The 24,712-nt window shown below is 60.5% G+C and carries 30 protein-coding genes; 16 read left to right on the forward strand and 14 right to left on the reverse strand.

Going from position 1 to position 24,712, the window contains the following annotated elements; genetic code table 11:
- Window positions 1–2: 2 nt before the first annotated feature.
- Both mlaE and mlaF read right to left on the reverse strand, forming a co-directional pair.
- Entirely contained in the window at window positions 3–782 is a 780-nt protein-coding gene (gene mlaE, locus ACPW75_RS23075; protein ID WP_011707619.1) for a lipid asymmetry maintenance ABC transporter permease subunit MlaE, read from the reverse strand.
- Window positions 782–1,582, reverse strand: coding sequence for a phospholipid ABC transporter ATP-binding protein MlaF (gene mlaF, locus ACPW75_RS23080; RefSeq protein ID WP_011707618.1), 801 nt, complete (start codon window positions 1,580–1,582; stop codon window positions 782–784). Before mlaF ends, mlaE begins: the two co-directional genes overlap by 1 nt.
- Window positions 1,583–1,789: 207 nt before the next feature.
- Between mlaF and ACPW75_RS23085 the strand changes: the two genes are divergently transcribed.
- The 10 genes from ACPW75_RS23085 (at window position 1,790) to npr (ending at window position 8,604) form a co-directional block, all read left to right on the forward strand.
- Window positions 1,790–2,785: a KpsF/GutQ family sugar-phosphate isomerase gene (locus ACPW75_RS23085; RefSeq protein WP_017409369.1), complete on the forward strand. Its 996-nt coding sequence runs from the start codon at window positions 1,790–1,792 to the stop codon at window positions 2,783–2,785.
- Complete coding sequence (gene kdsC / locus ACPW75_RS23090) at window positions 2,785–3,339, forward strand: 3-deoxy-manno-octulosonate-8-phosphatase KdsC (protein ID WP_077095257.1); 555 nt, start codon at window positions 2,785–2,787, stop codon at window positions 3,337–3,339. Before ACPW75_RS23085 ends, kdsC begins: the two co-directional genes overlap by 1 nt.
- On the forward strand, window positions 3,336–3,896 hold the full coding sequence (lptC, locus tag ACPW75_RS23095) for an LPS export ABC transporter periplasmic protein LptC (protein WP_016352199.1): 561 nt from the start codon (window positions 3,336–3,338) through the stop codon (window positions 3,894–3,896). Before kdsC ends, lptC begins: the two co-directional genes overlap by 4 nt.
- Window positions 3,883–4,410, forward strand: a complete 528-nt coding sequence (lptA, locus tag ACPW75_RS23100; protein WP_016352198.1) for a lipopolysaccharide transport periplasmic protein LptA — start codon at window positions 3,883–3,885, stop codon at window positions 4,408–4,410. Before lptC ends, lptA begins: the two co-directional genes overlap by 14 nt.
- Window positions 4,411–4,413: 3 nt before the next feature.
- Window positions 4,414–5,139 (forward strand): LPS export ABC transporter ATP-binding protein, encoded by a 726-nt coding sequence (lptB, locus tag ACPW75_RS23105; RefSeq protein WP_011707613.1) that lies wholly within the window; start codon window positions 4,414–4,416, stop codon window positions 5,137–5,139.
- 65 nt (window positions 5,140–5,204) lie between these two features.
- A complete protein-coding gene (locus ACPW75_RS23110) occupies window positions 5,205–6,644 on the forward strand; it encodes an RNA polymerase factor sigma-54 (protein WP_011707612.1) in 1,440 nt (479 codons plus the stop codon).
- 21 nt (window positions 6,645–6,665) lie between these two features.
- Complete coding sequence (gene hpf, locus ACPW75_RS23115) at window positions 6,666–6,953, forward strand: ribosome hibernation promoting factor (protein WP_005305957.1); 288 nt, start codon at window positions 6,666–6,668, stop codon at window positions 6,951–6,953.
- 2 nt (window positions 6,954–6,955) lie between these two features.
- Window positions 6,956–7,402 carry a PTS IIA-like nitrogen regulatory protein PtsN gene (gene ptsN / locus ACPW75_RS23120; RefSeq protein WP_005305951.1) on the forward strand — a complete coding sequence of 149 codons (447 nt, stop codon included), beginning with the start codon at window positions 6,956–6,958 and terminating at the stop codon, window positions 7,400–7,402.
- A gap of 42 nt (window positions 7,403–7,444) precedes the next feature.
- Complete coding sequence (rapZ, locus tag ACPW75_RS23125) at window positions 7,445–8,311, forward strand: RNase adapter RapZ (RefSeq protein WP_011707611.1); 867 nt, start codon at window positions 7,445–7,447, stop codon at window positions 8,309–8,311.
- Window positions 8,312–8,331: 20 nt separating this feature from the next.
- Window positions 8,332–8,604 carry a PTS phosphocarrier protein NPr gene (gene npr / locus ACPW75_RS23130; RefSeq protein WP_005305943.1) on the forward strand — a complete coding sequence of 91 codons (273 nt, stop codon included), beginning with the start codon at window positions 8,332–8,334 and terminating at the stop codon, window positions 8,602–8,604.
- Between the two features lie 15 nt (window positions 8,605–8,619).
- On the opposite strand, the gene ACPW75_RS23135 is transcribed toward npr, so the two are convergent.
- The 12 genes from ACPW75_RS23135 to ACPW75_RS23190 form a co-directional block, all read right to left on the reverse strand.
- On the reverse strand, window positions 8,620–10,524 hold the full coding sequence (locus ACPW75_RS23135; protein WP_077095256.1) for a BglG family transcription antiterminator: 1,905 nt from the start codon (window positions 10,522–10,524) through the stop codon (window positions 8,620–8,622).
- 104 nt (window positions 10,525–10,628) lie between these two features.
- On the reverse strand, window positions 10,629–11,369 hold the full coding sequence (dagF, locus tag ACPW75_RS23140; RefSeq protein ID WP_077095255.1) for a 2-dehydro-3-deoxy-phosphogluconate aldolase: 741 nt from the start codon (window positions 11,367–11,369) through the stop codon (window positions 10,629–10,631).
- Window positions 11,369–12,484 (reverse strand): DgaE family pyridoxal phosphate-dependent ammonia lyase, encoded by a 1,116-nt coding sequence (locus tag ACPW75_RS23145; RefSeq protein ID WP_077095254.1) that lies wholly within the window; start codon window positions 12,482–12,484, stop codon window positions 11,369–11,371. The genes dagF and ACPW75_RS23145 overlap by 1 nt, the downstream gene beginning before the upstream one ends.
- Entirely contained in the window at window positions 12,468–13,607 is a 1,140-nt protein-coding gene (locus ACPW75_RS23150; RefSeq protein WP_425904374.1) for an amidohydrolase/deacetylase family metallohydrolase, read from the reverse strand. The genes ACPW75_RS23145 and ACPW75_RS23150 overlap by 17 nt, the downstream gene beginning before the upstream one ends.
- A gap of 43 nt (window positions 13,608–13,650) precedes the next feature.
- Window positions 13,651–14,301, reverse strand: coding sequence for a DUF4310 family protein (locus ACPW75_RS23155; protein WP_011707606.1), 651 nt, complete (start codon window positions 14,299–14,301; stop codon window positions 13,651–13,653).
- Window positions 14,302–14,312: 11 nt separating this feature from the next.
- A complete protein-coding gene (locus tag ACPW75_RS23160) occupies window positions 14,313–15,089 on the reverse strand; it encodes a DUF4311 domain-containing protein (RefSeq protein ID WP_016352193.1) in 777 nt (258 codons plus the stop codon).
- A 40-nt stretch (window positions 15,090–15,129) separates the two neighbouring features.
- A complete protein-coding gene (locus tag ACPW75_RS23165) occupies window positions 15,130–15,426 on the reverse strand; it encodes a DUF4312 family protein (RefSeq protein WP_029302025.1) in 297 nt (98 codons plus the stop codon).
- Window positions 15,426–15,791 carry a glycine-rich SFCGS family protein gene (locus tag ACPW75_RS23170; RefSeq protein WP_011707603.1) on the reverse strand — a complete coding sequence of 122 codons (366 nt, stop codon included), beginning with the start codon at window positions 15,789–15,791 and terminating at the stop codon, window positions 15,426–15,428. Before ACPW75_RS23170 ends, ACPW75_RS23165 begins: the two co-directional genes overlap by 1 nt.
- Window positions 15,792–16,154, reverse strand: a complete 363-nt coding sequence (locus ACPW75_RS23175; protein WP_017409378.1) for a transcriptional regulator — start codon at window positions 16,152–16,154, stop codon at window positions 15,792–15,794.
- 308 nt (window positions 16,155–16,462) lie between these two features.
- Window positions 16,463–17,584, reverse strand: a complete 1,122-nt coding sequence (gene degS, locus ACPW75_RS23180) for an outer membrane-stress sensor serine endopeptidase DegS (protein ID WP_011707601.1) — start codon at window positions 17,582–17,584, stop codon at window positions 16,463–16,465.
- A gap of 89 nt (window positions 17,585–17,673) precedes the next feature.
- Entirely contained in the window at window positions 17,674–19,035 is a 1,362-nt protein-coding gene (locus tag ACPW75_RS23185; RefSeq protein WP_011707600.1) for a Do family serine endopeptidase, read from the reverse strand.
- A gap of 81 nt (window positions 19,036–19,116) precedes the next feature.
- Window positions 19,117–19,497, reverse strand: a complete 381-nt coding sequence (locus ACPW75_RS23190) for a YhcB family protein (protein ID WP_011707599.1) — start codon at window positions 19,495–19,497, stop codon at window positions 19,117–19,119.
- Between the two features lie 140 nt (window positions 19,498–19,637).
- On the opposite strand from ACPW75_RS23190, the gene zapE reads away from it, so the two are divergent.
- From zapE to ACPW75_RS23220, 6 genes are all read left to right on the forward strand, one after another.
- The gene (gene zapE, locus ACPW75_RS23195) at window positions 19,638–20,732 is read left to right on the forward strand and encodes a cell division protein ZapE (protein WP_043160648.1); all 1,095 of its coding nucleotides are present in this window, start codon (window positions 19,638–19,640) and stop codon (window positions 20,730–20,732) included.
- Window positions 20,733–20,998: 266 nt separating this feature from the next.
- A complete protein-coding gene (gene rplM / locus ACPW75_RS23200) occupies window positions 20,999–21,427 on the forward strand; it encodes a 50S ribosomal protein L13 (protein WP_005336289.1) in 429 nt (142 codons plus the stop codon).
- A 15-nt stretch (window positions 21,428–21,442) separates the two neighbouring features.
- Window positions 21,443–21,835: a 30S ribosomal protein S9 gene (gene rpsI / locus ACPW75_RS23205; RefSeq protein WP_005336286.1), complete on the forward strand. Its 393-nt coding sequence runs from the start codon at window positions 21,443–21,445 to the stop codon at window positions 21,833–21,835.
- 295 nt (window positions 21,836–22,130) lie between these two features.
- Window positions 22,131–22,721, forward strand: coding sequence for a ubiquinol-cytochrome c reductase iron-sulfur subunit (gene petA, locus ACPW75_RS23210; protein WP_011707597.1), 591 nt, complete (start codon window positions 22,131–22,133; stop codon window positions 22,719–22,721).
- 2 nt (window positions 22,722–22,723) lie between these two features.
- Window positions 22,724–23,941, forward strand: coding sequence for a cytochrome b (locus ACPW75_RS23215; RefSeq protein WP_077095252.1), 1,218 nt, complete (start codon window positions 22,724–22,726; stop codon window positions 23,939–23,941).
- Window positions 23,938–24,672 (forward strand): cytochrome c1, encoded by a 735-nt coding sequence (locus ACPW75_RS23220; RefSeq protein ID WP_011707595.1) that lies wholly within the window; start codon window positions 23,938–23,940, stop codon window positions 24,670–24,672. The genes ACPW75_RS23215 and ACPW75_RS23220 overlap by 4 nt, the downstream gene beginning before the upstream one ends.
- The last annotated feature ends 40 nt before the right edge of the window (window positions 24,673–24,712 follow it).

The raw sequence follows: 24,712 nt of genomic DNA on the forward strand, positions 1-24,712 counted from the left end.
CCTTATCCAAACATGACTGCGGTGAGTATAAAATCCAGGCCGAGCACGGCCAGGGAGGAGTGGACCACGGTACGGGTCGTGGCCTGACTGATCCCGGCCGAGGTCGGCTTGGCATCATAACCGTTAAAGAGCGCAATCCAGGTGACCACCAGAGCAAAGATCAGACTCTTGATGGCCCCTTGCATGATGTCATCCTGCCAGTCGACGGAGGCCTGCATGGCGGACCAGAAGCTGCCTTCGTCCACCCCCAGCCAGTCCACACCGACCAGCTTGCCGCCAAAGATGCCGATCAGGCTGAACATGAAGGCCAGCAGCGGCATGCTGATGACCCCGGCCCAGAAGCGCGGCGCGACGACCCGGCGCAGCGGATCCACCGCCATCATCTCCAGGCTGGAGAGCTGTTCGGTGGCCTTCATCAGGCCAATTTCGGCGGTGAGGGCCGAGCCGGCGCGGCCGGCAAACAGCAGCGCGGTCACCACGGGGCCCAGCTCCCGCAGCAGAGAGAGGGAGACCAGCGGCCCCAGACTCTGCTCGGCACCGAAGTCCTTCAGTACGTTGTAGCCCTGCAACGAGAGCACCATGCCGATGAACAGGCCCGACACCAGAATGATGGCGACCGACTGCACCCCGACCACATACAACTGCTGCACCAGCAGCGGGAAGTGCTTGCGCGGCGCAGGTTTGCCCGCCAACGCGTGAAACAACATGATGGTGGCGCGGCCGATGGCGCTGATGAATCGCACCCCGCTTCGCCCCAGTTTGCTTACCTGGCTTGTCAACATCAGAGATCCTGTAGCAGGTCGCCTGCCGGAAAATGAAACGGAACAGGACCGTCGGGCAATCCTTTCAGGAACTGCTCGACCTCGGGATTGTGCTCCTCGCGCAGCTGTGCCGGCGTGCCGTGCGCCACCACCTTGCGGTTGGCGATGATATAGGCGTAGTCGGCAATGCTGAGCACCTCTTTCACGTCATGGGTGACGATGACGGAGGTGATGCCGAGGGCATCGTTCATATCCTTGATGAGCTTCACCAGCACCGCCATGGTGATGGGATCCTGGCCGACGAACGGCTCGTCATACATGATGAGGTCCGGATCCAGCGCGATGGAACGGGCCAGCGCCGCGCGCCGGGCCATGCCGCCGGAGAGCTCGGACGGCATCAGTCTTGCCGCGCCGCGCAGGCCCACCGCCTGCAGCTTCATCATGACGATGGTGTGGATCAGCTCCTCGGGCAGGCCGGAGTGCTCACGCAGCGGGAAGGCCACGTTGTCGTACACAGTCATGCCGGTAAACAGGGCGCCGCTCTGGAACAGCATGCTCATCCGCTTGCGCACCTCGTACAGGCGCGAGCGAGAGAGGGTGGGGATATCTTCCCCGTCAAACAGGATATGACCGGATTCGGGCTTGAGCTGGCCGCCGATCAACCGCAGCAAGGTGGTCTTGCCGATGCCGCTGGGGCCCATGACCGCAGTGACCTTGCCACGGGGAATGGTCAGGTTTATCCCGTCGTATAACAGCCGATCTCCGTGACTGAAGGTCAGGTCGGAGATGGTGATCAGGTCATCGTTCAAACAATTGTCCATCCGGTGTAAATGAAGAGCGAATTTTATGGGCTAGTCTAGGTCTAAGCAACAGCAAGGAACAACTATTGAACAGCCTGCCTGTCCAGACGCGCGACAGTTTTTTGTAACCAATTGTCTCTCTTTTCGGGTCGGGAAGTATCCGATTCGCTTATCTCGACAGACTTTTTTATAATCCCGCAGCAAATTTCAGCCCGGAGCTGTGCCTTTATGTCTGTAAAGTCTGAAAAAGTGTCTGAACTGTTCGATTTTCGTCGCAGCGCCCGTACCGTGCTGGACATCGAGAAACAAGCGATTGATGGACTCTACCAGTACCTGAACGATGCCTTCGATCAGGCGTGCGAGATGATACTGCGTTGCAGTGGCAAGATAGTGGTCACCGGCATGGGCAAGTCAGGTCATGTCGGAAGCAAGATTGCGGCTACCTTGGCCAGCACCGGCACTCCCGCCTTCTTCCTCCATCCGGGTGAAGCCAGCCACGGCGATCTGGGGATGATCTCCGGCGGCGATCTCATCATCGCCATCTCCAACTCCGGTGAGAGCGACGAGATCCTGGCCTTGCTGCCGGTGCTCAAGCGCCGCGGCATCCCGCTCATCTGCATGACCGGCAACCCGGCCTCCACCATGGCGAAAGAAGCGAACGTGCACCTGTGCATTAAGGTAGAGAAAGAAGCCTGCCCGCTGGGGCTGGCACCCACCTCCAGTACCACCGCGACCCTGGTGATGGGCGATGCGCTGGCAGTGGCCTTGCTGGAAGCCCGTGGCTTTACCGCCGATGATTTCGCCCTCTCTCATCCGGGCGGTTCCCTTGGCAAGCGACTGCTGCTGCGGGTTGGTGATCTGATGCACAGCGGTGAGCTGTTGCCCCAGGTGGGGATAGATGCCACCATCAGCCAGGCACTGCTGGAAGTGAGCCGCAAGGGGCTTGGCATGACGGCCGTGGCCGATGCCGATGGCCGTCTGGCCGGTCTGTTCACCGACGGCGACCTGCGCCGCATTCTGGACCTGCAGGTGGATATCCACCACACCCCGATCAGCCGCGTGATGACGGTCAACTGTGTTACCGTGGGACCAGAGATGATGGCAGCCGAGGCCGTCAAACTGATGGAAACCAGAAAGATCAACGGATTACTGGTTGTGGATGGCGACAAGCGCCCGCTGGGTGCCTTCAACATGCATGACCTGCTGAAAGCCGGAGTAATTTGATGCAAAACGTACCGACCCTCTATGGTCCGGTGACGCGCAGCCAGTTTGAGAAGGCGGCGCAGATCCGCCTGCTGGTGTGCGATGTGGACGGGGTGCTCTCCAATGGCCTCATCTACATGGGAAATGACGGCGAAGAGCTGAAGACCTTCTGTACCCGCGACGGTGCCGGCATGCGAGCGCTGCTCAACGCCGGGGTCGAGATTGCCATCATCACCGGGCGCAACTCCCGCATCGTCAGCGATCGGATGAAGAGCCTGGGGGTGCAGCACCTGGTACAGGGGGCAGATCAGAAGCTGCCCCACTTCGAAGCGCTGCTGGCCAAGCTGGCACTGACCCCCGAGCAGGCGGCCTATATCGGCGATGACACCATCGATCTGCCGGTGATGCAGGCCTGTGGCCTCGGCATCGCCGTGGCCGATGCCCATCCGCTGGTGCTGGCGCGGGCTGACATGGTGACCCGGCTGGCCGGCGGTGTTGGCGCGGTGCGCGAGGTGTGCGATCTCATTTTGCAGGCCCAGGGGCTGGGTGACTATCAGCCAGAGGCCTCGGTATGAGCAGACAGACCCTGTTGTTCGCCCTGCTGTTCCTGGTTGCGCTGGCCGCTTGGCAGCTCGGCGACATCGAACTGGCGCCGGAGCCGACCACCAAGGTGGAGAATTATCAGCCGGACTTCACCGCCAAGAATCTGGTGACGACCCGCTTCGATGTCGAGGGGCGTCGCACCGAGCGGCTGGAGTCCCGCTATGCGGAGTACTACCAGATCCTCGAGCAGGCCACCTTTGACAAGCCGGTGGTCTACATGTTCGACAAGCAGGGGGAGCCCGAGTGGAAGGTCACTGCCGACACCGGCGTGCTCAACACCGATGACAACGTGATCCTGCGGGACAAGGTGCATCTGGACGGCTTGCTGCCCACCTCTTTCATCTCCACGCTGGATACCCCCTATCTGGAGCTGGATCTGGTGACCCAGAACGTGAGAAGCAATCAGCAGGTCAGCATAGTGGGTAAGGATTTCCAGACCGAGGGCGTCGGCCTGAAGGGTCATCTGGAACGCAAATATTTTGAATTACTGGATCAGGGCCATGCCATCTATTTCAATGAAAAACGCTAATCTGGCCCTCGCGGCCCTGCTGCTGTGCGGCACCGTGAGCGCCAAAGAGTCCGACTTTGCCGAGAAGGTCTATGTGGATGCGGTCAAGCAGGTGGCCGAGATGCAGGACAACCGCATCACCTTCGAGCAGGATGTGACCATCACTCAGGGCACCATCAAGATCAAGGCGGACAAGGTGGTGGTGATCCGCTCCGGCGAGAAGGGTGCCGAGGTGATGACGGCTTATGGCAAGCCTGCCACCTTCTTCCAGATCCTGGACAACGGCAAGCCGGTCAATGCCCATGGCAACAGCATCCGCTATGAGCTGAAGAACCGCTTGGTGACCATCACCGGCAACGGTCAGCTCAAGCAGGAAGACAGCCAGGTCAATGGCGACCTGATCCGTTACGACATCGTCAAACAGAAGATGATTGCCGAGAGCAAGACCCCGAACCAGCGGGTCAAGACGGTGTTCCTGCCGGATCAGGTAGAGAATTTCGACAAGCCGGCCGATCAGAAGAAGCAGGGAAAATAAACCATGGCAGTGTTGAAAGCAGCCGGCCTGCAAAAAAGTTACAAGCGCCGCATGGTAGTGAGCGATGTGAGCCTGGAAGTGGGGACCGGCCAGATTGTCGGGCTATTAGGTCCGAACGGCGCCGGCAAGACCACCTCCTTCTACATGATTGTGGGGCTGGTGCAGAGCGATGCCGGCCTCATCACCATCGATGATCAGGACATCAGCCTGCAACCCATGCATATCCGTGCCCGCAACGGTATCGGCTATCTGCCGCAGGAGGCCTCCATCTTCCGTCGCCTGTCGGTGTTCGACAACCTGATGGGGGTCATGCAGACCCGCAAGGGGTTGAGCCGCGAAGAGCGGGAGGACAAGGTCCAGCAACTGCTGGAAGAGTTCAACATCACCCATATCCGTGACAGCCTGGGGCAGAGCCTGTCGGGCGGGGAGCGGCGCCGGGTCGAGATCGCTAGGGCACTGGCTGCCGAGCCGCGTTTTATCCTGCTGGATGAACCCTTTGCCGGGGTCGACCCCATTTCTGTGATAGACATCAAGAAGATCATCCAGCATCTCAAAGATAGAGGCCTGGGCGTCTTGATCACCGACCACAACGTCAGAGAGACTCTGGACGTATGTGAGAAGGCCTATATCGTCAGCCACGGCAAGATGATTGCCGAAGGTGCACCGGCCGACATACTGGCCGACGAACAGGTCAAGCGCGTCTATTTGGGCGATCAATTCAGTCTATAGTAAGGGGGCATCTCTTCATTTCCTGTGACGACTGCCTCGCTGAACATAAGGATATCCCGACGTAGATGAAGCCGACATTACAGTTGCGTCTCGGCCAGTCCCTGACCATGACGCCGCAATTACAACAAGCGATTCGTCTGCTCCAGCTCTCCACTCTGGAACTCCAGCAGGAAATTCAGCAAGCGCTCGACAACAACCCCTTGCTGGAGCAAGAAGAAAATGATGTGCAGGAGACCAGCCCGGAAGAGCCGGTCGATGCCAGCCAACTCGACTCCAGCGATGCCATGTCCCAGGACAACATGCCGGACGAACTGCCGGTAGATACCACCTGGGAAGAGGTCTACTCGGCTGGCACGGCCCAGAGCGCGGGCCCGATCCACGACGGCGAAGACAGCATCTATCAGGGCGAAACCACCGAAAACCTGCAGGATTATCTGCTGTGGCAGATGCGCCTGACCCCATTCAGCGACGTGGATGCCGCCATCGCCCTCGCCATTATCGACGCCATCGACGAATCCGGTTACCTGACGGTGTCGCTGGAAGATATCCAGACTGCGGTAAGCAGCGAGGATGTCGAGGTGGAGCTCGATGAAGTGGAGGCGGTGCTCAAGCGGGTGCAACATTTCGATCCGGTCGGCATCGCCGCCCGCTCGGTGCAGGAGTGCCTGCTGATCCAGCTGGGCCAATACTCCCCGGACCTGCCTTGGCTCAACGAGGCCAAGGAGGTGATTCTCGAGCACATGGACTTGCTCGGCAATCGCGACTACCGCACCCTGGCGCGCAAGACCCGGCTCAAGGAGAGCGACCTCAAGGAGGTGCTGGATTTGATCCAGCAGCTGGAGCCGAGACCCGGCAACGGCGTCATTCAGAGCGAATCCCAGTACGTGATCCCGGATGTTTCCGTGGTCAAGAAGGGCAACAAGTGGGTGGTCGAGCTCAATCCGGACTCGGCCCCGCGCATCCGGGTCAACGAGACCTATGCCGCCATGGCCCGTCAGGCTCGCACCAGCCAGGATACCCAGTTCATCCGCTCCCACCTGCAGGAAGCCAAGTGGTTCATCAAGAGCCTGGAGAGCCGCAACGACACCTTGCTCAAGGTGGCCAGCTGTATCGTCGAGCAGCAGCAGGGCTTTTTTGAATACGGTGAAGAGGCCATGAAACCCATGGTGCTCAACGACATCGCCGAAGCGGTGGAGATGCACGAGTCGACCATCTCGCGGGTCACGACCCAGAAGTACATGCACACGCCGCGCGGCATCTTCGAACTGAAGTTTTTTTTCTCCAGTCATGTCAACACGGAGGGAGGAGGAGAGTGCTCATCGACCGCAATTCGCGCGCTCATCAAGAAGCTGGTCACGGCGGAGAATCCCGCTAAGCCGCTAAGTGATAGCAAGATCGCGGATTTGCTGGCCGAACAGGGTATTATGGTGGCGAGACGCACGATCGCAAAGTACCGTGAATCCTTGTTGATCCCGCCATCCAATCAGCGCAAACGCCTGGTTTAGGCAAAACAAAAGGAAGACGTTATGCAAATTAACCTGACCGGACACCATGTCGAGATCACCGAAGCTCTGCGTGATTATGTGAACAACAAATTTGCCAAACTCGAGCGTCACTTTGACCACATCAACAATGTTCATGTGGTGTTGAGCGTAGAAAAACTGAACCAGATCGCCGAAGCCAAGCTGCATGTCAGCGGGGGTGAGGTGTTCGCCAATTCGCAGCATGCCGACATGTACGCTGCGATTGATACCCTGCTGGACAAGCTGGATCGGCAGATCATCAAGCACAAAGATAAGTTAAATCAAAAATAACCATGCAACTTGAACACATACTGAGTCGGGACTGCACCAAAAGTGCGGTCCCTTGTACCAGCAAGAAACGCGCCCTGGAGATCATCAGCGAGTTAGCCGCTGAGCGTCTGGGGACCTCTCGTCAGGTGCTCTTCGAGTGCCTGCTGGCGCGAGAAAAAATGGGCAGTACCGGGATCGGTGCCGGTATCGCCATTCCCCACGGCCGGATCGGCGACGAGTTTCCGCCGACCGCCATCCTGATGACCTTCGCAGAGCCGATCCCCTTCGATTCCATCGACAATCAACCGGTTGACCTGCTGTTCGCCCTGCTGGTGCCGGAAAGCGAGTGCAAGCAGCACCTCAAGACCCTTTCCCTGATGGCATCCAAACTGGGCGACAAGGCGGTATGCCGCCAGTTGCGCCAGGCAACCAGCGACGAAGAACTCTATCAGATCATGACATCGGCCTGAGATGCAGGCCCTTGCAATGACGCCAAGCGGTGAGGGAACAAGATGCAATTAATAGTGGTGAGTGGGCGCTCCGGCTCGGGCAAGACAGTTGCCCTGCGTGTGCTGGAGGATCTCGGTTATTACTGCGTGGATAACCTGCCGGTCAACCTGCTGCCCCAGCTGATCGTCTCGGTCGAGAGCCAGTATGACAAGCTGGCGGTCAGCATCGACGTGCGCAACCTGCCGGCGAGCCCAGACAAGCTGGAAACCCTGTTGGCCCAGGTTCGCAACGAGGGGCGGGTGGAGTTCTCGAGCTTCTTCTTCGATGCGGAAAACTCCACCCTGCTCAAGCGCTACGGCGAGAGCCGCCGGCTGCACCCCTTGTCACGCAATCAGTTGTCGCTGGACGAGGCGATTCGGGAAGAGACCCACCTGCTGGCGCCGCTCTCCTCGACGGCCGACCTGCGCATCGATACCACCAACCTCAGCATTCACGACCTGAGCGAGCTCATCAAGACCCGGGTGCTCGGCAAGAAGGAGAACGAGCTGGTGCTGGTGTTCGAGTCGTTCGGCTTCAAGTACGGTATTCCCAAGGATGCCGACTTCGTGTTCGACGCCCGCTTCCTGCCCAATCCGCACTGGATCCCCGAACTCAAGCCCTTCACCGGCAAGGATGAGCCGGTGGCACGCTACCTCTCCAGCCAGCCCGACGTGATGCAGTTCATCCTGCAGATCGAGAACATGCTGGCGACCTGGTTGCCTCACCTGGAGCGCAACAATCGCAGCTATGTGACAGTCGGCATCGGTTGCACCGGTGGCCAGCACAGATCGGTGTTCATTGCCGAGCAGCTGGCCGGCGCTTTCCGCCTGCTGGGCAAGAACGTCCAGATCCGCCACCGCACCCTCGACAAGAGTGCGCCGCAATTTTGATGGACCAATAGGAAGATCAGATGACCGTCTCAGCCTCGGTGGAAGTGAAAAACAAACTGGGCATGCATGCCAGACCGGCCATGATGCTGTTCGAGCTGGTGCAGGGGTTCGATGCCCACGTGTTGCTGCGCAACGAAGAGGGGGTCGAGGCCGACGCGGACAGCGTGATCGGCTTGCTGATGCTGGACTCCGCCCAGGGCAAGCAGGTGGAAGTCCAGGTGGAGGGGCCCGAGGAAGTGGAGGCCCTGGCCGCCGTGGTGGCGCTGTTCACCTCGGGCTTCAACGAGGAGTAACGCACCTCGGCATGCTCAAGGTGCGCTGCGTGCCAGCGCCTTGAAGGCGGCAAAATCCCGACAAGCCAGCAGATTCCTGCTGGCTTTTTCGTTCATCAGCGCCAGGAACAGGTCGTAGAGCCCCATGGCCTCTTCGTAGTCGGCCTTGGCGATGGCCAGCACGAAGACGAGGGTGGCGCTCTCGCCGTTGCCCCAGTCGATCCCCTGCGGGGCCAGCACGGTATAGACCAGGGTGCGGCGCGCCAGCAGGCCGAGGGAGTGGGGCAGAGCGATGCCGTCCCCCAGCATGGTGGAGACGATCCGCTCCCGCTCCTGCAACGATCCCCGAAAGCCGCTCTCCACCAGATCCTCCGCCTCCAGCTGACTGCAGATGCGATCAAACAGCGCCGCCTGGCTGAGCGGTTCGGTAGCCACCATGAAGTGGTCGGCATCGAAGTACTTGTCGAGCAGGTAGGGGCGGGTGCGATCGACCAGCACCAGCTTGCCGAGCTGCTCCAGCTGGTACTGGGTCGGGAAGGGGGCGACCTGCACCACGGGCACGTTCTTCTCGCCGGCCTTGACGGTGCTGATGACGAAGTCCTGCTCGATCCGCGCCAGCCCTTCGTAATCCCGCACCGACTCCAGCATGGTCAGCTGCAACTGGGGATACTCCCGCTTGATGCGGGCCTCCAGCACCCGAAAGGTGGCGTTGCCTGCATCGCACAGCAGCAGCGCCTGGGGGCGGCGGGTGTAACCGATGTCGTAGTGGCGCTCCAGCCCGACCCCGATGTGGATCACCAGATAGCCTATCTCGTGGTGGGTCAGCCGATAGGGAGTCTGCCTGATCCACTCCGAGATAGCCGCCAGCGTGATGTCGTAGGCGAGGGGGTAGTACTGCTTGATGTGGTCCGCCAGCGGATTGTGGCTGCCGATCTGGTATTTGACCCGCAGCAGCATGGCGCTGATGTGGGTCTGCAGGTCGGCCCGTAGTTGCAGATCGCCGCGCAGGTCATAGGGGTAGTGCTGGTGAATGTAGGCCAGCAGATGCTCCACCAGCTGTTCGCTCTCGGCCGCCATGGCCGGGCTGAGCTGGGGGGCATCGGCGGTGAGGCGGGCCTGGATCTGGATGGCGAGGCAGGCTATCTCCTCCTCCCCCGGCGGGGTCAGGGTCGGCAGCTCGCCATAGATGTCGCGCGCGACCGCCAGCAGAGGTGCCGTGAGATCCTCGCAGGTGAATTGGTGCAGCTCGTGGCCGGCCGCCTGGCGCAGCAGGGCGACGGCGCAGTAGATGGCGAGCTGCTGCAGGCTCTCATCGGCCAGGCGCAGCTGATGACGGCCGAGCTGCTCGTGGATGTGATTGCCCACTACCTCCAGCGTCTTGCTGGGACAGAGGTTGGGCAGCAGGCTCTGCAGCGGGTTGCTGTGCAGCAGCTCCTGATAGAGCAGCTGGGTGAGGCAGGCGCGGATGGCCGTCTCGCCCCCCTGGATCCGCATCCCCTGTCTGGGTTTGCTGTCGATGGTGAGTCCGAAGTGGGCGAGCCGCTCCCGTACTTCCGCCATGTCCCCCTGCAGTGCCGCCCGGCTCAGATACCAGGTGTCCGCCAGCTCGTCGAGCTTGATGCCCTGCTCTACCGTCAACAGCAGGATCTGCAGGTGCAGCACCCGCTCGCGGCTGGTGCGGGGCAGCCCGCTCTCCTGCTCCTGGGCCGCCAGTAGTACCTCGAACAGCTCCTGATTGTAGATCTTGAGCTGATAGCCGCTGCCGCGCTGGTGGATCAGGTGGGCGCCCCGGGTGGCGATGATCTCGTTCAGGGTCGCCACGTCGGTGCGCACGGTGCGGGTGGAGACATTGAGGCGGCGGGCCAGCTCCTCCTGCGGCAGCGGTTCGGCGTGGAGCAGGGTGAGCAGTTGATGGAGTCTGGGGTGGGGCAGCTTGATCATGAGGGGGGAACGGACTCCTGTCGCGGAATGAAAAATCGATGTTAACAAGCGAGTCATTAACAAGCCAGGCACCAGTCAGTGATCGGACCGGTGCCTGAGGGCTGTCAGGCCAGCAGCCGCTTCACCGTGGTCAGCAGGGTACGCACGTCCTCGGGACGGGTCTGACCGCTCGCACTGTCGATGATGGAGCTGTAGATGTGGGGAATCACCTTCTCGACCCCGGCATCCAGCGCAATCCGCACTATCTCCTCAAAGTTGTCGAGATCGATGCCGCCGGTGGGCTCCAGCCAGAAGCCGTGGCGAGCACAGGCCTCGGCCACCGCCTGATATTCGGCGCGGCAGGCCAGTCCGCCCATGGGGAAGAACTTGACCGAGCTGCCGCCCATGTCCTTGAGCAGGGCGATGGCGGTGTCGATGGGGACGATGCCGTCGGGCTGCTGGCTACTCAGTGGGCCGGTGGAGATCTTCACCATCCCCGGCGTGCCGGTGGGGGAGACAAGGCCATTGACGAGGGTGTCAGACTGGCCGAGCAGCGCCCGGCTGGCGCCGACGCCGGTGAACACCTGATTGACGTGCTGGGGCTGCAGCTGGCGAGCCAGCTCGGCCACCATGGCGGACTGGCGCGGATCGCCGGCCCCCAGCCCGATGGAGAGGGCATTGTCGATAAGCTTGGCGTAAGCCTGCATGTCGGCCACCGCGGAGGGCACATCCGGGTAGTTTTTGGAGAGCACGCCGACCAGCACATGGCCCTGGGCGGCCTCATAAATGTCGACGGCATTCTGTCGGGAGCCGGCCAGCACGTTGAGGCAGACCCGATCGCGGTAGTAATTGGGAGTCAAAGACATCAGTTGTTCTCCTGAACGAGGTGGGCAATGGCGGAGTGGATCTGGTCGAGCTGGGGCAGGGTGACGCTGCGCACGTCTATCTCGAGGTGCCCCTCGTTGGCCTTGTAGCCGCGGCAGTAGATGGCAGGCGTGCCTTGTTGCAGACGGGCGACGACCTGCACTGTAGTCATGCCGATCTGCTGGTGGTCGAAGGCGATATCGGTGCGGGCGATGTCGCGCCCCGCGCTGTCCCACACCACCTTGGCGCTGACGCCGGGTAGCTGGTTGAGGCGCTCGATGAAGGGGGTCATCTTGGCGACCATGGCGGCGCCGCTCTCCTTCTCCTTGGCCAGATAGCGCTCGATGGCGTGGGTGAGGCCGAGGAGCCCCTCCTTACCCACCTTCATGGCGCGACCGATGCCGTTGGCCTGCTGCTTGACCCACTCCACGTACTGGCGCTTGCCAAGTACCAGCCCGCTGGTGGGCCCTTCGATGGCCTTGGCGCCGCTGTAGATGACCAGATCGGCCCCCAGGTTGTAGTAGAGACGCAGATCTTCCTCGGCCGCCGCATCGACGATGAGCGGGAGCCCGTGGGCCTTGGCCACCTCGGCTGCCTCGGCCACCGACAGAATGCTCTTCTGCACGCAGTGGTGGGACTTGATGTAGAGGATGGCAGCTGTGCTGGCATTGATGGCGGCGGCCAGCTGGGCGGCAGAGCACTCGTTGGCGTAGCCGGCCTCCACCACCTTGCCGCCACCCAGGTTGACCATGGTGCCGACCGGGGCGCCGAAGTTGACGTTGTGTCCCTTGGGCAACACGATTTCGCTCGGCACATCGTGGGCATGGGCGTGCAACTGCTCGAGGCGGTAGGGGTCGCCGCGCACTATCACTGCGGCCACCGACTGGGCGATGCCGGCGCTGGCGCAGGAGACCACCACCGCATCTTCCACGTCCAGCAAGCCGGCCAGGTAGGCGCCGGTCTTGTTGACCAGATCCTTCACCTCGAAGTAGTGGCCGAGGCCGAAGTTGACCGCGTCGACCACCTCCTGCTCGGGGGTGGAGACGCCGAGAATGGTCATGCGCCCGGAGGCGTTGATCACCGGTTTGAGCTGATATTTCTCATACACAGAAGGCATGGTGTGATTTCCCATAGTGAGTCAGAACCAGTTCGCCACCGACCAGGGCGGCGAGGGGCAGCAACTGCCGATCGCCATTGCGGGCGCCGGCTTCGGTATCTGTAAAGAGGGTGGGGCCGCTGCTCACCTCGAACAGGGTCAGGTCGGCATCGGCGCCCACCTCGAGTCGCCCCTTGCCGGACAGGCGCAGGGCATCGGCGGCATGTTGGGTGACGCAGGCCAGCACCTGCTCCAGGGTCATGCCGATGGCGAGAAACTTCGACATCACGTGGGCCAGGCTGTAGACCGGCCCCTTGATGCGGTTCTTGCAGTAGATATCCGAGCTGATGGTACGGGGCAGGATCCCCTGGGCAATGGCCAGCTCCGCCACCTCGAAGCTGAAGCTGGCGCCGCCGTGACCGATGTCGAGCAAGAGTCCCCGTTGCATCGCCTCACGCACCGCCTGGCGCAGTTCACCGGCCGGGGTCAGGATGCGGTTGGGCTTGCCGTTGAAGCAGTGGGTCAGCAGATCGCCATCGCCCAGCAGGGCGACAATCTCGTCCAGATCCGGCGGCGTGTTGCCCACGTGTACCATCAGCGGCAGCCGGCCGTGGGCCTGTTGCAGTGCCTTGGCCATGCGCAGCGGCTGCAGGCCGTTCTCACCCACCACGCTGCCGCTCATCCGCGCCTTGATGCCGACGATGAAGCCGGGGTGGCGGGCAATGGCCGCCGAGGCGAGATCCATATCGAGGTCCCGGCTGTCGGCCAGCTCGTTCTGGCGCAGCAGGCCGATGCGGGAGATGTTGAGCAGGGCATGCACCCGGGTCTTGCAGCCGGCGGCGAGACGCTGGAAGTCATCCACGTCGTCGGCCCCGGTACTGCCGGCGTCGATGACGGTGGTGACGCCGGATTCCACGCCCACCTTGTCCGGCTCATCGTGATAGATGGGGGAGGCGGGGTAGCAGTGGGTGTGGCCGTCGATCCAGCCGGCGCTCACATGCACCCGGCCGCCGAGATCCAGGATCTGCTGCGCTGCTGCCATCTCCGGCAGGGTACCGATGGCGGCTATCTTGCCCTCCCAGATGGCGATATCGACGAGCAGGCCATCTCCCTGGCGCCCCGCTTTGATGATGATGTCGTACATGCTAGATGGCCTCTCGAGCGCCGCCCCGCAGGGCGGCGGATGGTTATGCAAGCGCAACCGGGAAGAAGGTGCCGAGTAGCATGGCCCCCAGGATGGCACCGCCGGTGATGGGCTTGCCCCACACGTAGAACAGCAGCGCACCCAGCAGAGAGCCGATGCCGATCGGAATCGAGGCGCCCATGGCGGAGAGGATGATTAAGGGGCCGAGGAAGCGGCCCGAGCTGTTGCCAGCCCCCATCATGACGTCGGCGCCGTAGGTGGAGTTGCTCTGATTGATGGTGAACTTGCGTGCCAGGATGATCACGTAGCCGATGGCCAGACCAATCCCCATGCCGGTTGCCAGGGAGGCACCGAAGTTCTCCACCGGATAGACGATGCCGGCCCCCAGCAGCAGGGCGGGCACGCCGAGGCCGACCCCGGTCTGGATGGCGCCGCCGATATCCAGGATCCCCACCAGGGAGCCCTCGATGATGCGGGCAAACAGGAAGCTGGCGCCGAAAGCCGCCACCGCACCATAGGCACCGGTGTCCATGCCGGCCTTGAGCATGGCGACGAAGGCCACCTCGTTGAAGGCGCCGACCCCGTACAGATAGAACATGTGGGTACCGGCAAAGACCCCGGCCGAGAGCAGGCCGACAAAGATGGGGAAGGACCAGTCGGCGTACCAGAAGTTGTTTTTCAGTTTCTCATCCACGGTGTGACCCCTTATTTGCCGCTCAGCAGGTTATGGACGTTTTCCAGCCACAGGGGAACCCCCAGATGGAAGGACTCGATGAGTTTCATGTCGAAGCCGCGGAAGAAGCCGCTCAGCACGAACAGCAGGACGATGGCCGCCATCATCACCTTGGTGACATGGTTCCAACCACTCTCTTCCACGCCCTTGCCGATCAGGATGCCGAGCACCAGGCCCGGTACCGCGTTGCCCATGATGAGCTGGGCCAGACCGCCGAAGATGGTGGCCCAGAAACCGGACTTCTTGCCCGCCTCGATGGCGGCCAGCCAGAAGATCACCGGCATGACGGTGTTGACCAGCAGGTTGGCGGCCGGTACCAGCACCTTGACCGCGGTGACCTGCAATGCGGCCGGTACGGCGGCGGCCGTGCTGTTGAGGAAGGCGACCACGATGGCACCTATGATGCCGCCGGCGATGGCCATCTTCTTCGGGTCGTGCAGGGTGGTGGCGAGATCCCGGTTCTTGAACAGCAGTGCCGCCGTTGCCCAGTGCGGAATGATGCGATGATCCACATCCTGGGTGAAGGCGCCGGCCGCCACGGTGGAGGCCCAGGCGTTGAAGAAGAAGCCCAGACCAAACGAGAAGTGGGAGGCGGGGTCCCCTTCACAGGAGTTGAGCTCTCCCAGGGTACGGAAGGCTCCCATGCCCTGTACGGTCGGCGCGTGGAACATCCGTGCCGCGCCGGCCCCCACCCCGACGCCGACCAGGCCGCCGATGATGAGTGACTTGATAAATATGATTAGAAACATCCAACGTATCCTTCTTGTGGGGTGGTACCCGCGGGCGGCGTCACACCAGGGTGAACGCCACTTGCTCGGCATCCAGGCTGGTGACCTTGACCGTGATCGCCAGCTGGACCCGGAATTCGCGGCGCTGGCGCGGCAGGAAGAAGAATAGGAACTTCTCCACCCGGACCGATTCTTCGGCCTTGAGCACCTGCACCTCGAGCGGCTCGATGCGCAGCATCACCCGCGGGTTGTCCTTGAGCAGCGTTGGCTGCACCTGGCTGAGGGCGGCGGCGAACGCCTGCTGGCGAGTCGGCCCCTTGCCGCTGACCATGACCTGGGTGGTGAAGTCCTCTTTCATCAGGCGCGTCCGTGTTTCTTGGCGAAGGCTTCGATCAGCTTCTGACCCAGCTCTTCCTTGTCCATGAAGCCGAAGCCCAGCACCACGCAGCCTTCGTTGATGGCGGTCACGCCCTCTTCGATGGAGCGCATGCCGTAGCGGCACTTGTAGCCGTACTTGGTCTGCGCCGTGATGGCACCGGCACCGCCGCTGCCGCAGAAGGAGATGCCGAGATCCGCCTGCTCCTTGTTCATCACGTCACCGAGCTTCATGTCGGCGGCCATGCCGGGGATGATGGTCACGCTGGCGCCGGCGGTTTCCGCACCTGCCCCCACTTTCTGCCCCTTGCCGAGTCGATCACCGATCACGAGTTTGATGGCTGTCATTTAGCTTTCTCCTTTCACTGAGCTGAGTTCGTTTTCTTTGGCAACTTCGAAATGGACGGACAGCAGATGGGCCTCTTCATAGGCCAGCTTGTCCAGCCAGGCGACGACCTGTTCGGCCAGACGCAGGGAGAGGGGGGAGATCTCCTCGAACAGGCTGAGATCCACCTCCGGCAGCGATTCACCGCTGTAGGAGCGCCATACCATGGCTTTGACGTGGGAGGCCAGCATCTGCCGCTGTACCTCGTTGGGGCGGATGCCCTGCTCGCCGAGCAGGGTGTGGATGCGCGCCAGCGTGTGGTCGGTCTGGCGCAGCAACGCCGGGCTGTCCGGGGTCAGGTTCTGGTCATGGGTCTCTGTGTGCAAGGTCTGCTCTCCAAGGCTGGCAGAAGGGATAGCGCTACCCTAAGCCGGCAGTAGAGGAGAGAGGAGGCACGGTTTTTCCGATTCGAAGCGGAAATTCCCGCACGCCTGGGCTGAAAACGGTGATTTTTGTGGGGTGGAGGGGCAAAGGGCTGCTATCGGGGCCGACTTTGTGTGATCGAGGGCGCACTTGGTCCGTCGAGCCGGGACGAGCAGGCTTGCTGGAAACTGTGAGTCGCCTCACGGATGGAGGAGTGTGGGAGAAGCAAACAGGGGCGGTTGACCGCCCCTGTCAAAGAGAGTTGGCGGGATCAGCTGGCGGTGGCGGCGCTCGCGCTGGCCCGGTTCTGGTAGCGCAGATCCTCTTCGATGGTGACCTCCACCTCCAGCGGCTTGCCGTCACGGATCACCGAGATGGTGAGCTTGGTGCCCGGCCGGCTCTCGACGATCTTGTCCATGGCGGTACGTACGCCGCTGATGGCCTCGCCGTTGATCTTGAGCAGCACGTCGCCCCGCTTCAACCCGCCTCTGGTGGCCGGACCGTTGGGATCCAGGCTCTCCACCACCAGGCCGCGCAGATCGCCCAGGTTCATCATGCGGGCGACGATGGGGTTGATCTCGACGCTGGAGATGCCGAGGTAGCCGCGGATCACCCGGCCGTTGGCGATCAGCTCATCCATGATGCGCTTGGCCAGCTTGTAGGGGATGGCGAAGCTGATGCCGTAGCTCTCCTGGTTGCCGTTGAGGTGGTAGGCTGCGGTGTTGATGCCCACCAGATCGCCGCGGGCATTGACCAGGGCGCCCCCCGAGTTGCCCTCGTTGATGGCGGCGTCGGTCTGCAGCAGATCCTGCCGGCCGTTGCTGTCCGGGCCCATGCTGGAGAGGCCGATGCGGCCGGTAGCGCTGATGATGCCCTGGGTGATGGTCTGGCCGACGTTGTAGGGGTTGCCGATGGCGAGCACCACGTCACCCACGTCGGGCAGGCGCTCCGGATCCTGCGGGATCACCGGCAGATTGTCCGACTCGATGTAGAGCACCGCCAGATCGGTTAGCTGATCGGAGCCGACCAGCTCGGCGCTGAATACCCGCCCATCCTGCAGCGCAACGATGATCTGGTCCGCGTCGGCGATGACATGATAGTTGGTCAGCACGTGGCCACGCTGGCTCATGATGACGCCGGAGCCGAGCCCCTGCGGTCTGAGTTCGGCCTGATTGCCCTGGTTGCGGGCGAAGCTGCGGGTATAGATGTTGACGACCGCCGGCCCGGCGCGGTGGGCGGCGTAGGAGAAACTCAGTTCACGGGCATTGGTGATGAGGCCGGGTAGCTGGGCCCCGCCACGGAAATTGGGAAACAGCAGCAACAGAAGAGCCGCCACGGTGAGACCGAAGCCGACAGACTTGCCCAAGTAACTGACTAGAGGGGGGATTTTCATGTCATTCTCATCCGTACATACAGCGCGCAGAGAATAACACTATCGGTGGATAAAAATCACCCGCGGCGAGGGCCGCGGGTGAGAGGGAGTTAACGGATCACCAGATAGAGGGAGGATTCCCCGCGCTGGATGTTCAGCGCCAGCACATCCGGCTTGTTCTTCAATGCCTTGCTCAGCTCTTCCAACGAGTTGATGCGCAGGCGGTTGACCCCGATGATGATGTCACCCTTCTGCAGGCCGGAAGCGGCGGCAGGCGAGCGCGGATCGATGTCGGCCACGGCCACGCCGGTCACCGGCTCGGCGGTGGTGCTCAGCTTGGCCCCTTCCAGGGCCGGGTGCAGGGCGCTGGCCAGGATCTCGCTGTCATCCGCCTTCTTCAGCGTGACCTTGACGGTCTGCTCCTTGCCATCGCGGATGAGGCCAAGGGCAACCTGCTTGTCAGCCCCCATGGTGGCGATCTTGGCGCGCAGTTCACCAAACGAGCGGATAGCTTTACCATCGATGCTGATGATGATGTCGCCGGCCTTGATGCCCGCCTTGGCGGCGGCGGAGTCAGGCATGACCTGGTTGACGAAGGCACCATCCTTCTTGTTGTAGCCGAAGGTCTTGGCGATTTCGGAGGTGAGCTCGGTGCCGGTGATGCCCAGCTGGCCGCGGCGCACTTCACCGTATTTCACGATCTGCTCGGACAGGTCGCGTACCATGTTGGACGGAATGGCGAAGCCGATGCCGATGTTGCCGCCGTTCGGGCCCAGGATGGCGGTGTTGATGCCGATCAGCTCGCCGCGCAGGTTGAGCAGGGCGCCACCTGAGTTGCCGGAGTTGATGGCCGCATCGGTCTGGATGAAGTTTTCCAGATTTTCGATGTTGAGGCCGCTGCGGCCGAGCGCGCTGACGATGCCGGAGGTGACGGTCTGGCCGAGGCCGAACGGGTTGCCGATGGCCAGCGCATAGTCACCGACCCGCAGCTCGTCGGAGTCGGCAAACTTGATCTGCACCAGATCCTCGGCCTTGATTTGCAGCAGCGCGATGTCGGACTGCTTGTCCTCGCCTATCTTCTTGGCGGCGTATTCACGACCATCCTTCAGGTTGACCTTGATCTCGTCCGCCTCGTGCACCACGTGGGCGTTGGTGATCACGTAGCCCTTCTTGGCATCGATGATGACGCCGGAGCCGAGTGCCTGGAAGGGCTGCTCGCTCACCTGCTCGTCGGGCATGTTGGGGCCGAAGAAGAAACGGAACTGTTCCGGCAGACGCTGGCGGGTGATCTTCTTGCCGGAGACTGAAATGTTGACCACGGCAGGAGTGACCTGCTCGAGTACCGGCGCCAGGCTCGGCATCTCCTGATTGTTCGCCAGCAGAGAGGGCAGTGCAGCCTGTACAGGGGCCGCAGACATGGCGATACCGACACTGAGGGCTAACACACTGAGCACAGAAAGAGGTTTACGCATATGAAAAACAGCTCCCAGAAAAAGTTGCAATGCAATCGTCAAGGTCTGACCACGCTACCGCGCAATTAGTTCCGCAGGGAACTAACTGGACTGCTTGAGCAGACCGGAGGCCCCTGCATAGTCACGGGGTGGTACGCCCGGTTCTTCATTGGCCGGGACATCGCTGCTCTCGTCGAGCAGGGTTTCACGGAACAGCGGCTCCTGAGCCTTGGCCAGGAATTTGCTCTGCTCCGCCATATGGCGATAAAGGGTCTGGTACTGCTCGGCCAGCTGTTCCATCAGGGCTGCGCTGTCGGCGAAGTGGGTATTGATCTGGCCCTGGTAGCTTTCCAGTTCCTTGTGAGCCTTCTTCAGTTCTTGTTCCAGACGGCCGGCATCCCGGCTGCGCACTGTGAAGCGGCCGATGATGACACCGATAATCAAGGCGGCGACAGCCAGCAGGATCCCGTTTAACAGACTCATAGATGCTCCTTGTTACAGCTAAATCAATGTGGGTTGATGCGGCCAAAGCGGCCGCTACGCCTTGATGGCACTATACCGTGCACCCCGAGAGCGTGATACCATTTTGTCCTTCATTCAGGGACTTGAAGGCAATCGACAGGATGACCCCGCAGCAAAAGTATCAGCAGGATTTGCAGCGCCCCGGCTTCGTGGCCGACCCCGCCCAGGCGATCGCAGTGGCCCGTCTGGAGCGACTCTATCAGGATTTGTGCCAAACCCCGACTCCGACCAGATCCCGCGGCCTGCTGGGCTGGCTGCAAAAGCCGAAACCCCGCACGCCCATCCTGGGTCTATATATGTGGGGCGGAGTGGGCAGAGGCAAGACCTGGCTGATGGATACTTTTTTCGACAGCCTGCCGGGAGAGCGCAAGCTGCGCATTCACTTCCACCGTTTCATGCACCGGGTGCACGATGAGCTCAAGGGGCTGACCGGTCAGGCCGATCCGCTCAAGCTGATCGCCAGCAAGCTGGCCGGCGAAACCGACGTCATCTGCTTCGACGAGTTTTTCGTCTCCGACATCACCGACGCCATGCTGCTGGGGACTCTGTTCCAGGAGTTGTTCGGCCATGGAGTGGTGCTGGTGGCGACCTCGAACATACCGCCGCAGGATTTGTATCGAAATGGTCTGCAGCGCGCCCGTTTTCTACCGGCGATCGCGCTCATCGAGCGCCATTGCGAGATACTTAACGTGGACGGCGGCACCGACTATCGCCTGCGTACGTTGGAGCAGGCGGAGATTTATCATTTCCCGCTGGATCAGCAGGCAAAATCCAATCTGGATCGCTATTTTCGGCAGTTAACCGGGCTGGAAGAGGCCCGGGCGGGCAGTGTCGAGATCAATCACCGTCAACTGGCGTCGCTGGGGATGGGGGAAGGTGTGCTCTATATGGAGTTTGAGCAACTTTGCTGTACTCCCCGCTCACAGGGCGATTACATCGAGCTGGCCCGGCTGTTTCACACCGTCCTGCTGGCCAATGTGCAGCCAATGGGGGCGGGCACGGATGACGCGGCGCGCCGCTTCATCGCCATGGTGGACGAGTTCTATGAGCGGCACGTCAAGCTGATCATATCGGCGGCGGTGCCCATGCAGGAACTCTATGGCAACGGGCTGCTGAATTTCGAGTTCAAACGTTGTCTTTCACGGCTTCAGGAAATGCAATCGCACGAATACCTTGCCAGAGTGCACCTTCCTTAGTCACAATACCGCGCCTGCCAGTCGGATGGGCATCTGCGGCAGGTAGGGCCGGGCGACATTTGCTAGCTTCATGGCAGTGAAATTAGCAGGTGATATTTAAGGCAACTTCACTTATAATCGCCCGGCCCACGTTACAGCTGTCGATAAGACAGCAACACTTTAAGCTTTACTTGTATTCGAAGGGGTACAGGTAGGCCATCGTTTGTTGTTTGTGGGAGAGCCCCCATAAGCAATTGGGTCTGTAACAGGTAATTGGGTTTAACTTAATGAAAACTTTCGTTGCCAAGCCAGAAACCGTAAAACGTGACTGGTACATTGTGGACGCAGAAGGTAAAACTCTGGGTCGTATCGCAACCGAGATCGCTGCTCGTCTGCGTGGTAAGCACAAAGCTGAGTACACTCCGCACGTTGACACCGGTGATTACATCATCGTTGTAAACGCTGAGAAGGTACACGTAACCGGTAAGAAATTTACCGACAAAATGTACCATGCTCACTCCGGTTTCCCGGGTGGTATCAAGTCCATCAGCTTCGACAAGCTGATTCAGCGTAAACCGGAAATGGTAATCGAAGCTGCCGTCAAAGGCATGCTGCCGAAGGGTCCGCTGGGCCGTGCCATGTTCCGTAAGCTGAAAGTTTACGCAGGCGCCGAGCACGCTCATGCTGCTCAGCAACCTCAAGTACTGGATATCTAACGGGAACTGGCAACAATGGCAGAAAATCAATACTACGGTACCGGCCGTCGCAAAAGCTCCACTGCTCGCGTATTTATCAAAGCGGGTAGCGGTAAAATCGTAATCAACCAGCGCTCCCTGGAGCAGTACTTCGGCCGTCCGACTGCCCGCATGGTAGTTCGTCAGCCGCTGGAACTGGTTGAGATGACCGAGAAACTGGACCTGTACATCACCGTTAACGGTGGTGGCATCTCCGGTCAAGCTGGTGCGATCCGCCACGGTATCACTCGTGCTCTGATGCAGTACGATGAAACCCTGCGTTCCGAACTGCGTAAAGCAGGCTTTGTTACTCGCGATGCCCGTAAGGTTGAGCGTAAGAAAGTCGGTCTGCACAAAGCTCGTAAGCGTCCGCAGTACTCCAAGCGTTAATTCGCTTTTGGTACGCACTCTCACGAGTGTCAAAAAAGCCTGGCCATGTGCCAGGCTTTTTTTATTGGTAATATTACCAACGGTATTGCTAACACCACGTCACAAAAGACAAAAAATTGTGTATTTATTGTTTTTGACCTTCGCTTCTCTTTCTTGTCAAGTTGTTATCTTTTCTTTAAAATTCCCTCGGTTTTTCTGTGACAATTGTAACTCCGCTTCCGCCGCTGTTGTCATGGAAGAAAGGGGAACAGGGACACAATAAGAATGTGCGGAGTCCACATGGGAGAGTTTTTGGATGAGCAATGCGCCAGTTGATACCGGTCGCCGCAGATTTCTTACCTGGTCAACGGTCGCCGTTGGTGGGGTAGGAGCTGCTTTTACCGCAGTGCCGTTTATTAAGTCATGGAACCCGAGTGCCAAAGCCAAAGCGGCGGGTGCTCCGGTCGAAGTGGATATCAGTAAGTTGGAACCAGGCCAGCTCATCCGTGTTGAGTGGCGAGGCAAGCCGGTCTGGGTGGTGAAACGCACCAAACAGACGCTGGATGCCCTGGCCGCGCACGACGACAAGTTGCGCGATCCGGCTTCCGACGAGCCCCAGCAACCCGACTATGCCCACAACGGTTACAGATCCATCAAGCCGGAGATCTTCGTGGCCGTCGGTATCTGCACTCATCTGGGCTGCTCCCCCTCCTATCTGCCGGACAGCTTTGGCGAGCAGGTACAGGGCGTGACCTCAGGCTTCTTCTGCCCCTGTCATGGCTCCAAGTTTGACATGGCTGGTCGAGTGTTCCAGGGGGTGCCAGCACCCTTGAACCTGGTCATTCCGCCGTACAAATATCTTAGCGACACCACCATCCTGGTCGGTGCCGATGGCAAGGAGGCCTGACCATGTTTGCCAAACTGATGGGCTGGATTGACTACCGCTTTCCGCTCACTGCCATGTACAACGACCACATGGCCAAGTACCCGGCGCCCAAGAACCTGAACTTCTGGTACTTCTTTGGCTCGCTCGCCATGCTGGTGCTGGTCAACCAGATCATCACGGGTATCTGGCTGACCATGAACTACAACCCCTCCGCCGAAGGTGCCTTCGCCTCCGTGGAGTACATCATGCGGGATGTGGACTACGGCTGGTTGCTGCGCTACATGCACTCCACCGGTGCATCCGCCTTCTTCATCGTGGTCTATCTGCACATGTTCCGCGGCATGATCTACGGCTCCTACCAGAAGCCGCGCGAGCTGTTGTGGATCTTCGGCATGCTGATCTTCCTCTGCCTGATGGCGGAAGCCTTCATGGGCTATCTGCTGCCGTGGGGCCAGATGTCGTTCTGGGGGGCCCAGGTCATCATCTCACTGTTTGGCGCCATTCCGGTCATCGGTGACGATCTGACCCTATGGATCCGCGGTGACTACGTCATCTCCGGCGCTACCTTGAACCGCTTCTTCGCACTGCACGTCATCGCCCTGCCGCTGGTACTGGTGATGCTGGTTGCCATGCACATCCTGGCGTTGCACGAAGTGGGTTCCAACAACCCGGACGGTATCGACATCAAGAAGCACAAGGACGAGAACGGCTGGCCGCTGGATGCGGTGGCATTCCACCCCTACTTCACCGTCAAGGACATGATCGGGGTTGCAGGCTTCCTGTTCCTGTTCTGCGCCATCATCTTCTTCAAGCCGGACATGTGGGGTTATTTCCTCGAGAAACCGAACTTTGAAGTAGCCAATGGTCTGAAGACCCCGGCACACATTGCGCCTGTGTGGTACTTCACCCCCTTCTACGCCATTTTGCGGGCGGTGCCTGACAAGCTGCTGGGCGTCATCATGATGGGGCTTTCCATCGTAGTGCTGTTCCTGCTGCCCTGGCTGGATCGCTGCAAGGTACGTTCGGTGCGCTATCGCAGTACCCTGCACAAGCTGAACATCGCCCAGTTCGTGGTCTGCTTCATCATTCTCGGGGTGCTCGGCGTCTTGCCATCGACTCCGACCCTGACGCTGATCGCCCAGATCTGTACCCTGGGTTATTTCGGGTTCTTCATCCTGTTGTTCTTCTACAGCAAGAATGAAAGCACCAAGCCGCTGCCGGAGAGGGTGACATTTAAATGAAAAGAATAATTTTTGCAGTGCTGACCCTGCTGCCGTCGCTGGTGTTTGCCAACACCGGGGCAGTGCACCTGGACAAGGCCAACTATGACCTGAACGACAAGGCGTCGTTGCAGCGTGGTGCGGCCACCTTCATGAACTACTGCTTTGGCTGTCACAGCACCCAGTACCAGCGTTACAACCGGGTGGCGGCAGACATTGGTATTCCGGAAGATCTGATGGCGGCCAACCTGATCGTCAATGGTGCCAAGATCGGCGATCTGATGGAAAACTCGGTGCCGGACAAGGATGCGGCCAAATGGTTTGGCGCTCCGCCCCCCGATCTGACGCTGGTTGCCCGGGTACGTGGTGCCGACTGGATTTACACCTACCTGCGCTCCTTCTACGTGGATGAGACCCGTCCGTTTGGCGTGAACAACGTGGTATTCCCGTCCGTGGGCATGCCCCATGTGCTGGAGCCGCTGCAAGGCACGCCCCGCGCCGAGTTCGCGACCCACACCGTCGACGGAGTGGAAGTGCAGCAGGTTGTCAGTGTCAAATCTGACGGCAACGGTGAAATGAATAACGAAGAGTATGATCAGACGGTACTGGATCTGGTAAACTTCTTGGTCTACTCGGCTGAACCGGTACAACAGGAGCGCGAACGCATGGGCTTCTGGGTACTTGGCTTCATCGTGATCTTCTTCATCTTCACTGTGCTGTTGAAGAAGGAATTCTGGCGCGACGTTCACTAAGCGACCAGATCCGGGTAATATAATGCACGGCAATGAAGAC

Source organism: Aeromonas sp. FL131 (genome assembly GCF_049860615.1).
Classification (GTDB): domain Bacteria; phylum Pseudomonadota; class Gammaproteobacteria; order Enterobacterales; family Aeromonadaceae; genus Aeromonas; species Aeromonas hydrophila.

What these genes read in the sequence shown, in the direction of transcription:
- mlaE (WP_011707619.1), bottom strand. Translation starts at nt 782, where the DNA reads ATGTTGACAAGCCAGGTAAGCAAACTGGGGCGAAGCGGGGTGCGATTC.
- mlaF (WP_011707618.1), bottom strand. Translation starts at nt 1,582, where the DNA reads ATGGACAATTGTTTGAACGATGACCTGATCACCATCTCCGACCTGACC.
- ACPW75_RS23085 (WP_017409369.1), top strand. Translation starts at nt 1,790, where the DNA reads ATGTCTGTAAAGTCTGAAAAAGTGTCTGAACTGTTCGATTTTCGTCGC.
- kdsC (WP_077095257.1), top strand. Translation starts at nt 2,785, where the DNA reads ATGCAAAACGTACCGACCCTCTATGGTCCGGTGACGCGCAGCCAGTTT.
- lptC (WP_016352199.1), top strand. Translation starts at nt 3,336, where the DNA reads ATGAGCAGACAGACCCTGTTGTTCGCCCTGCTGTTCCTGGTTGCGCTG.
- lptA (WP_016352198.1), top strand. Translation starts at nt 3,883, where the DNA reads ATGAAAAACGCTAATCTGGCCCTCGCGGCCCTGCTGCTGTGCGGCACC.
- lptB (WP_011707613.1), top strand. Translation starts at nt 4,414, where the DNA reads ATGGCAGTGTTGAAAGCAGCCGGCCTGCAAAAAAGTTACAAGCGCCGC.
- ACPW75_RS23110 (WP_011707612.1), top strand. Translation starts at nt 5,205, where the DNA reads ATGAAGCCGACATTACAGTTGCGTCTCGGCCAGTCCCTGACCATGACG.
- hpf (WP_005305957.1), top strand. Translation starts at nt 6,666, where the DNA reads ATGCAAATTAACCTGACCGGACACCATGTCGAGATCACCGAAGCTCTG.
- ptsN (WP_005305951.1), top strand. Translation starts at nt 6,956, where the DNA reads ATGCAACTTGAACACATACTGAGTCGGGACTGCACCAAAAGTGCGGTC.
- rapZ (WP_011707611.1), top strand. Translation starts at nt 7,445, where the DNA reads ATGCAATTAATAGTGGTGAGTGGGCGCTCCGGCTCGGGCAAGACAGTT.
- npr (WP_005305943.1), top strand. Translation starts at nt 8,332, where the DNA reads ATGACCGTCTCAGCCTCGGTGGAAGTGAAAAACAAACTGGGCATGCAT.
- ACPW75_RS23135 (WP_077095256.1), bottom strand. Translation starts at nt 10,524, where the DNA reads ATGATCAAGCTGCCCCACCCCAGACTCCATCAACTGCTCACCCTGCTC.
- dagF (WP_077095255.1), bottom strand. Translation starts at nt 11,369, where the DNA reads ATGTCTTTGACTCCCAATTACTACCGCGATCGGGTCTGCCTCAACGTG.
- ACPW75_RS23145 (WP_077095254.1), bottom strand. Translation starts at nt 12,484, where the DNA reads ATGCCTTCTGTGTATGAGAAATATCAGCTCAAACCGGTGATCAACGCC.
- ACPW75_RS23150 (WP_425904374.1), bottom strand. Translation starts at nt 13,607, where the DNA reads ATGTACGACATCATCATCAAAGCGGGGCGCCAGGGAGATGGCCTGCTC.
- ACPW75_RS23160 (WP_016352193.1), bottom strand. Translation starts at nt 15,089, where the DNA reads ATGTTTCTAATCATATTTATCAAGTCACTCATCATCGGCGGCCTGGTC.
- ACPW75_RS23165 (WP_029302025.1), bottom strand. Translation starts at nt 15,426, where the DNA reads ATGAAAGAGGACTTCACCACCCAGGTCATGGTCAGCGGCAAGGGGCCG.
- ACPW75_RS23170 (WP_011707603.1), bottom strand. Translation starts at nt 15,791, where the DNA reads ATGACAGCCATCAAACTCGTGATCGGTGATCGACTCGGCAAGGGGCAG.
- degS (WP_011707601.1), bottom strand. Translation starts at nt 17,584, where the DNA reads ATGAAAATCCCCCCTCTAGTCAGTTACTTGGGCAAGTCTGTCGGCTTC.
- ACPW75_RS23185 (WP_011707600.1), bottom strand. Translation starts at nt 19,035, where the DNA reads ATGCGTAAACCTCTTTCTGTGCTCAGTGTGTTAGCCCTCAGTGTCGGT.
- ACPW75_RS23190 (WP_011707599.1), bottom strand. Translation starts at nt 19,497, where the DNA reads ATGAGTCTGTTAAACGGGATCCTGCTGGCTGTCGCCGCCTTGATTATC.
- zapE (WP_043160648.1), top strand. Translation starts at nt 19,638, where the DNA reads ATGACCCCGCAGCAAAAGTATCAGCAGGATTTGCAGCGCCCCGGCTTC.
- rplM (WP_005336289.1), top strand. Translation starts at nt 20,999, where the DNA reads ATGAAAACTTTCGTTGCCAAGCCAGAAACCGTAAAACGTGACTGGTAC.
- rpsI (WP_005336286.1), top strand. Translation starts at nt 21,443, where the DNA reads ATGGCAGAAAATCAATACTACGGTACCGGCCGTCGCAAAAGCTCCACT.
- petA (WP_011707597.1), top strand. Translation starts at nt 22,131, where the DNA reads ATGAGCAATGCGCCAGTTGATACCGGTCGCCGCAGATTTCTTACCTGG.
- ACPW75_RS23215 (WP_077095252.1), top strand. Translation starts at nt 22,724, where the DNA reads ATGTTTGCCAAACTGATGGGCTGGATTGACTACCGCTTTCCGCTCACT.
- ACPW75_RS23220 (WP_011707595.1), top strand. Translation starts at nt 23,938, where the DNA reads ATGAAAAGAATAATTTTTGCAGTGCTGACCCTGCTGCCGTCGCTGGTG.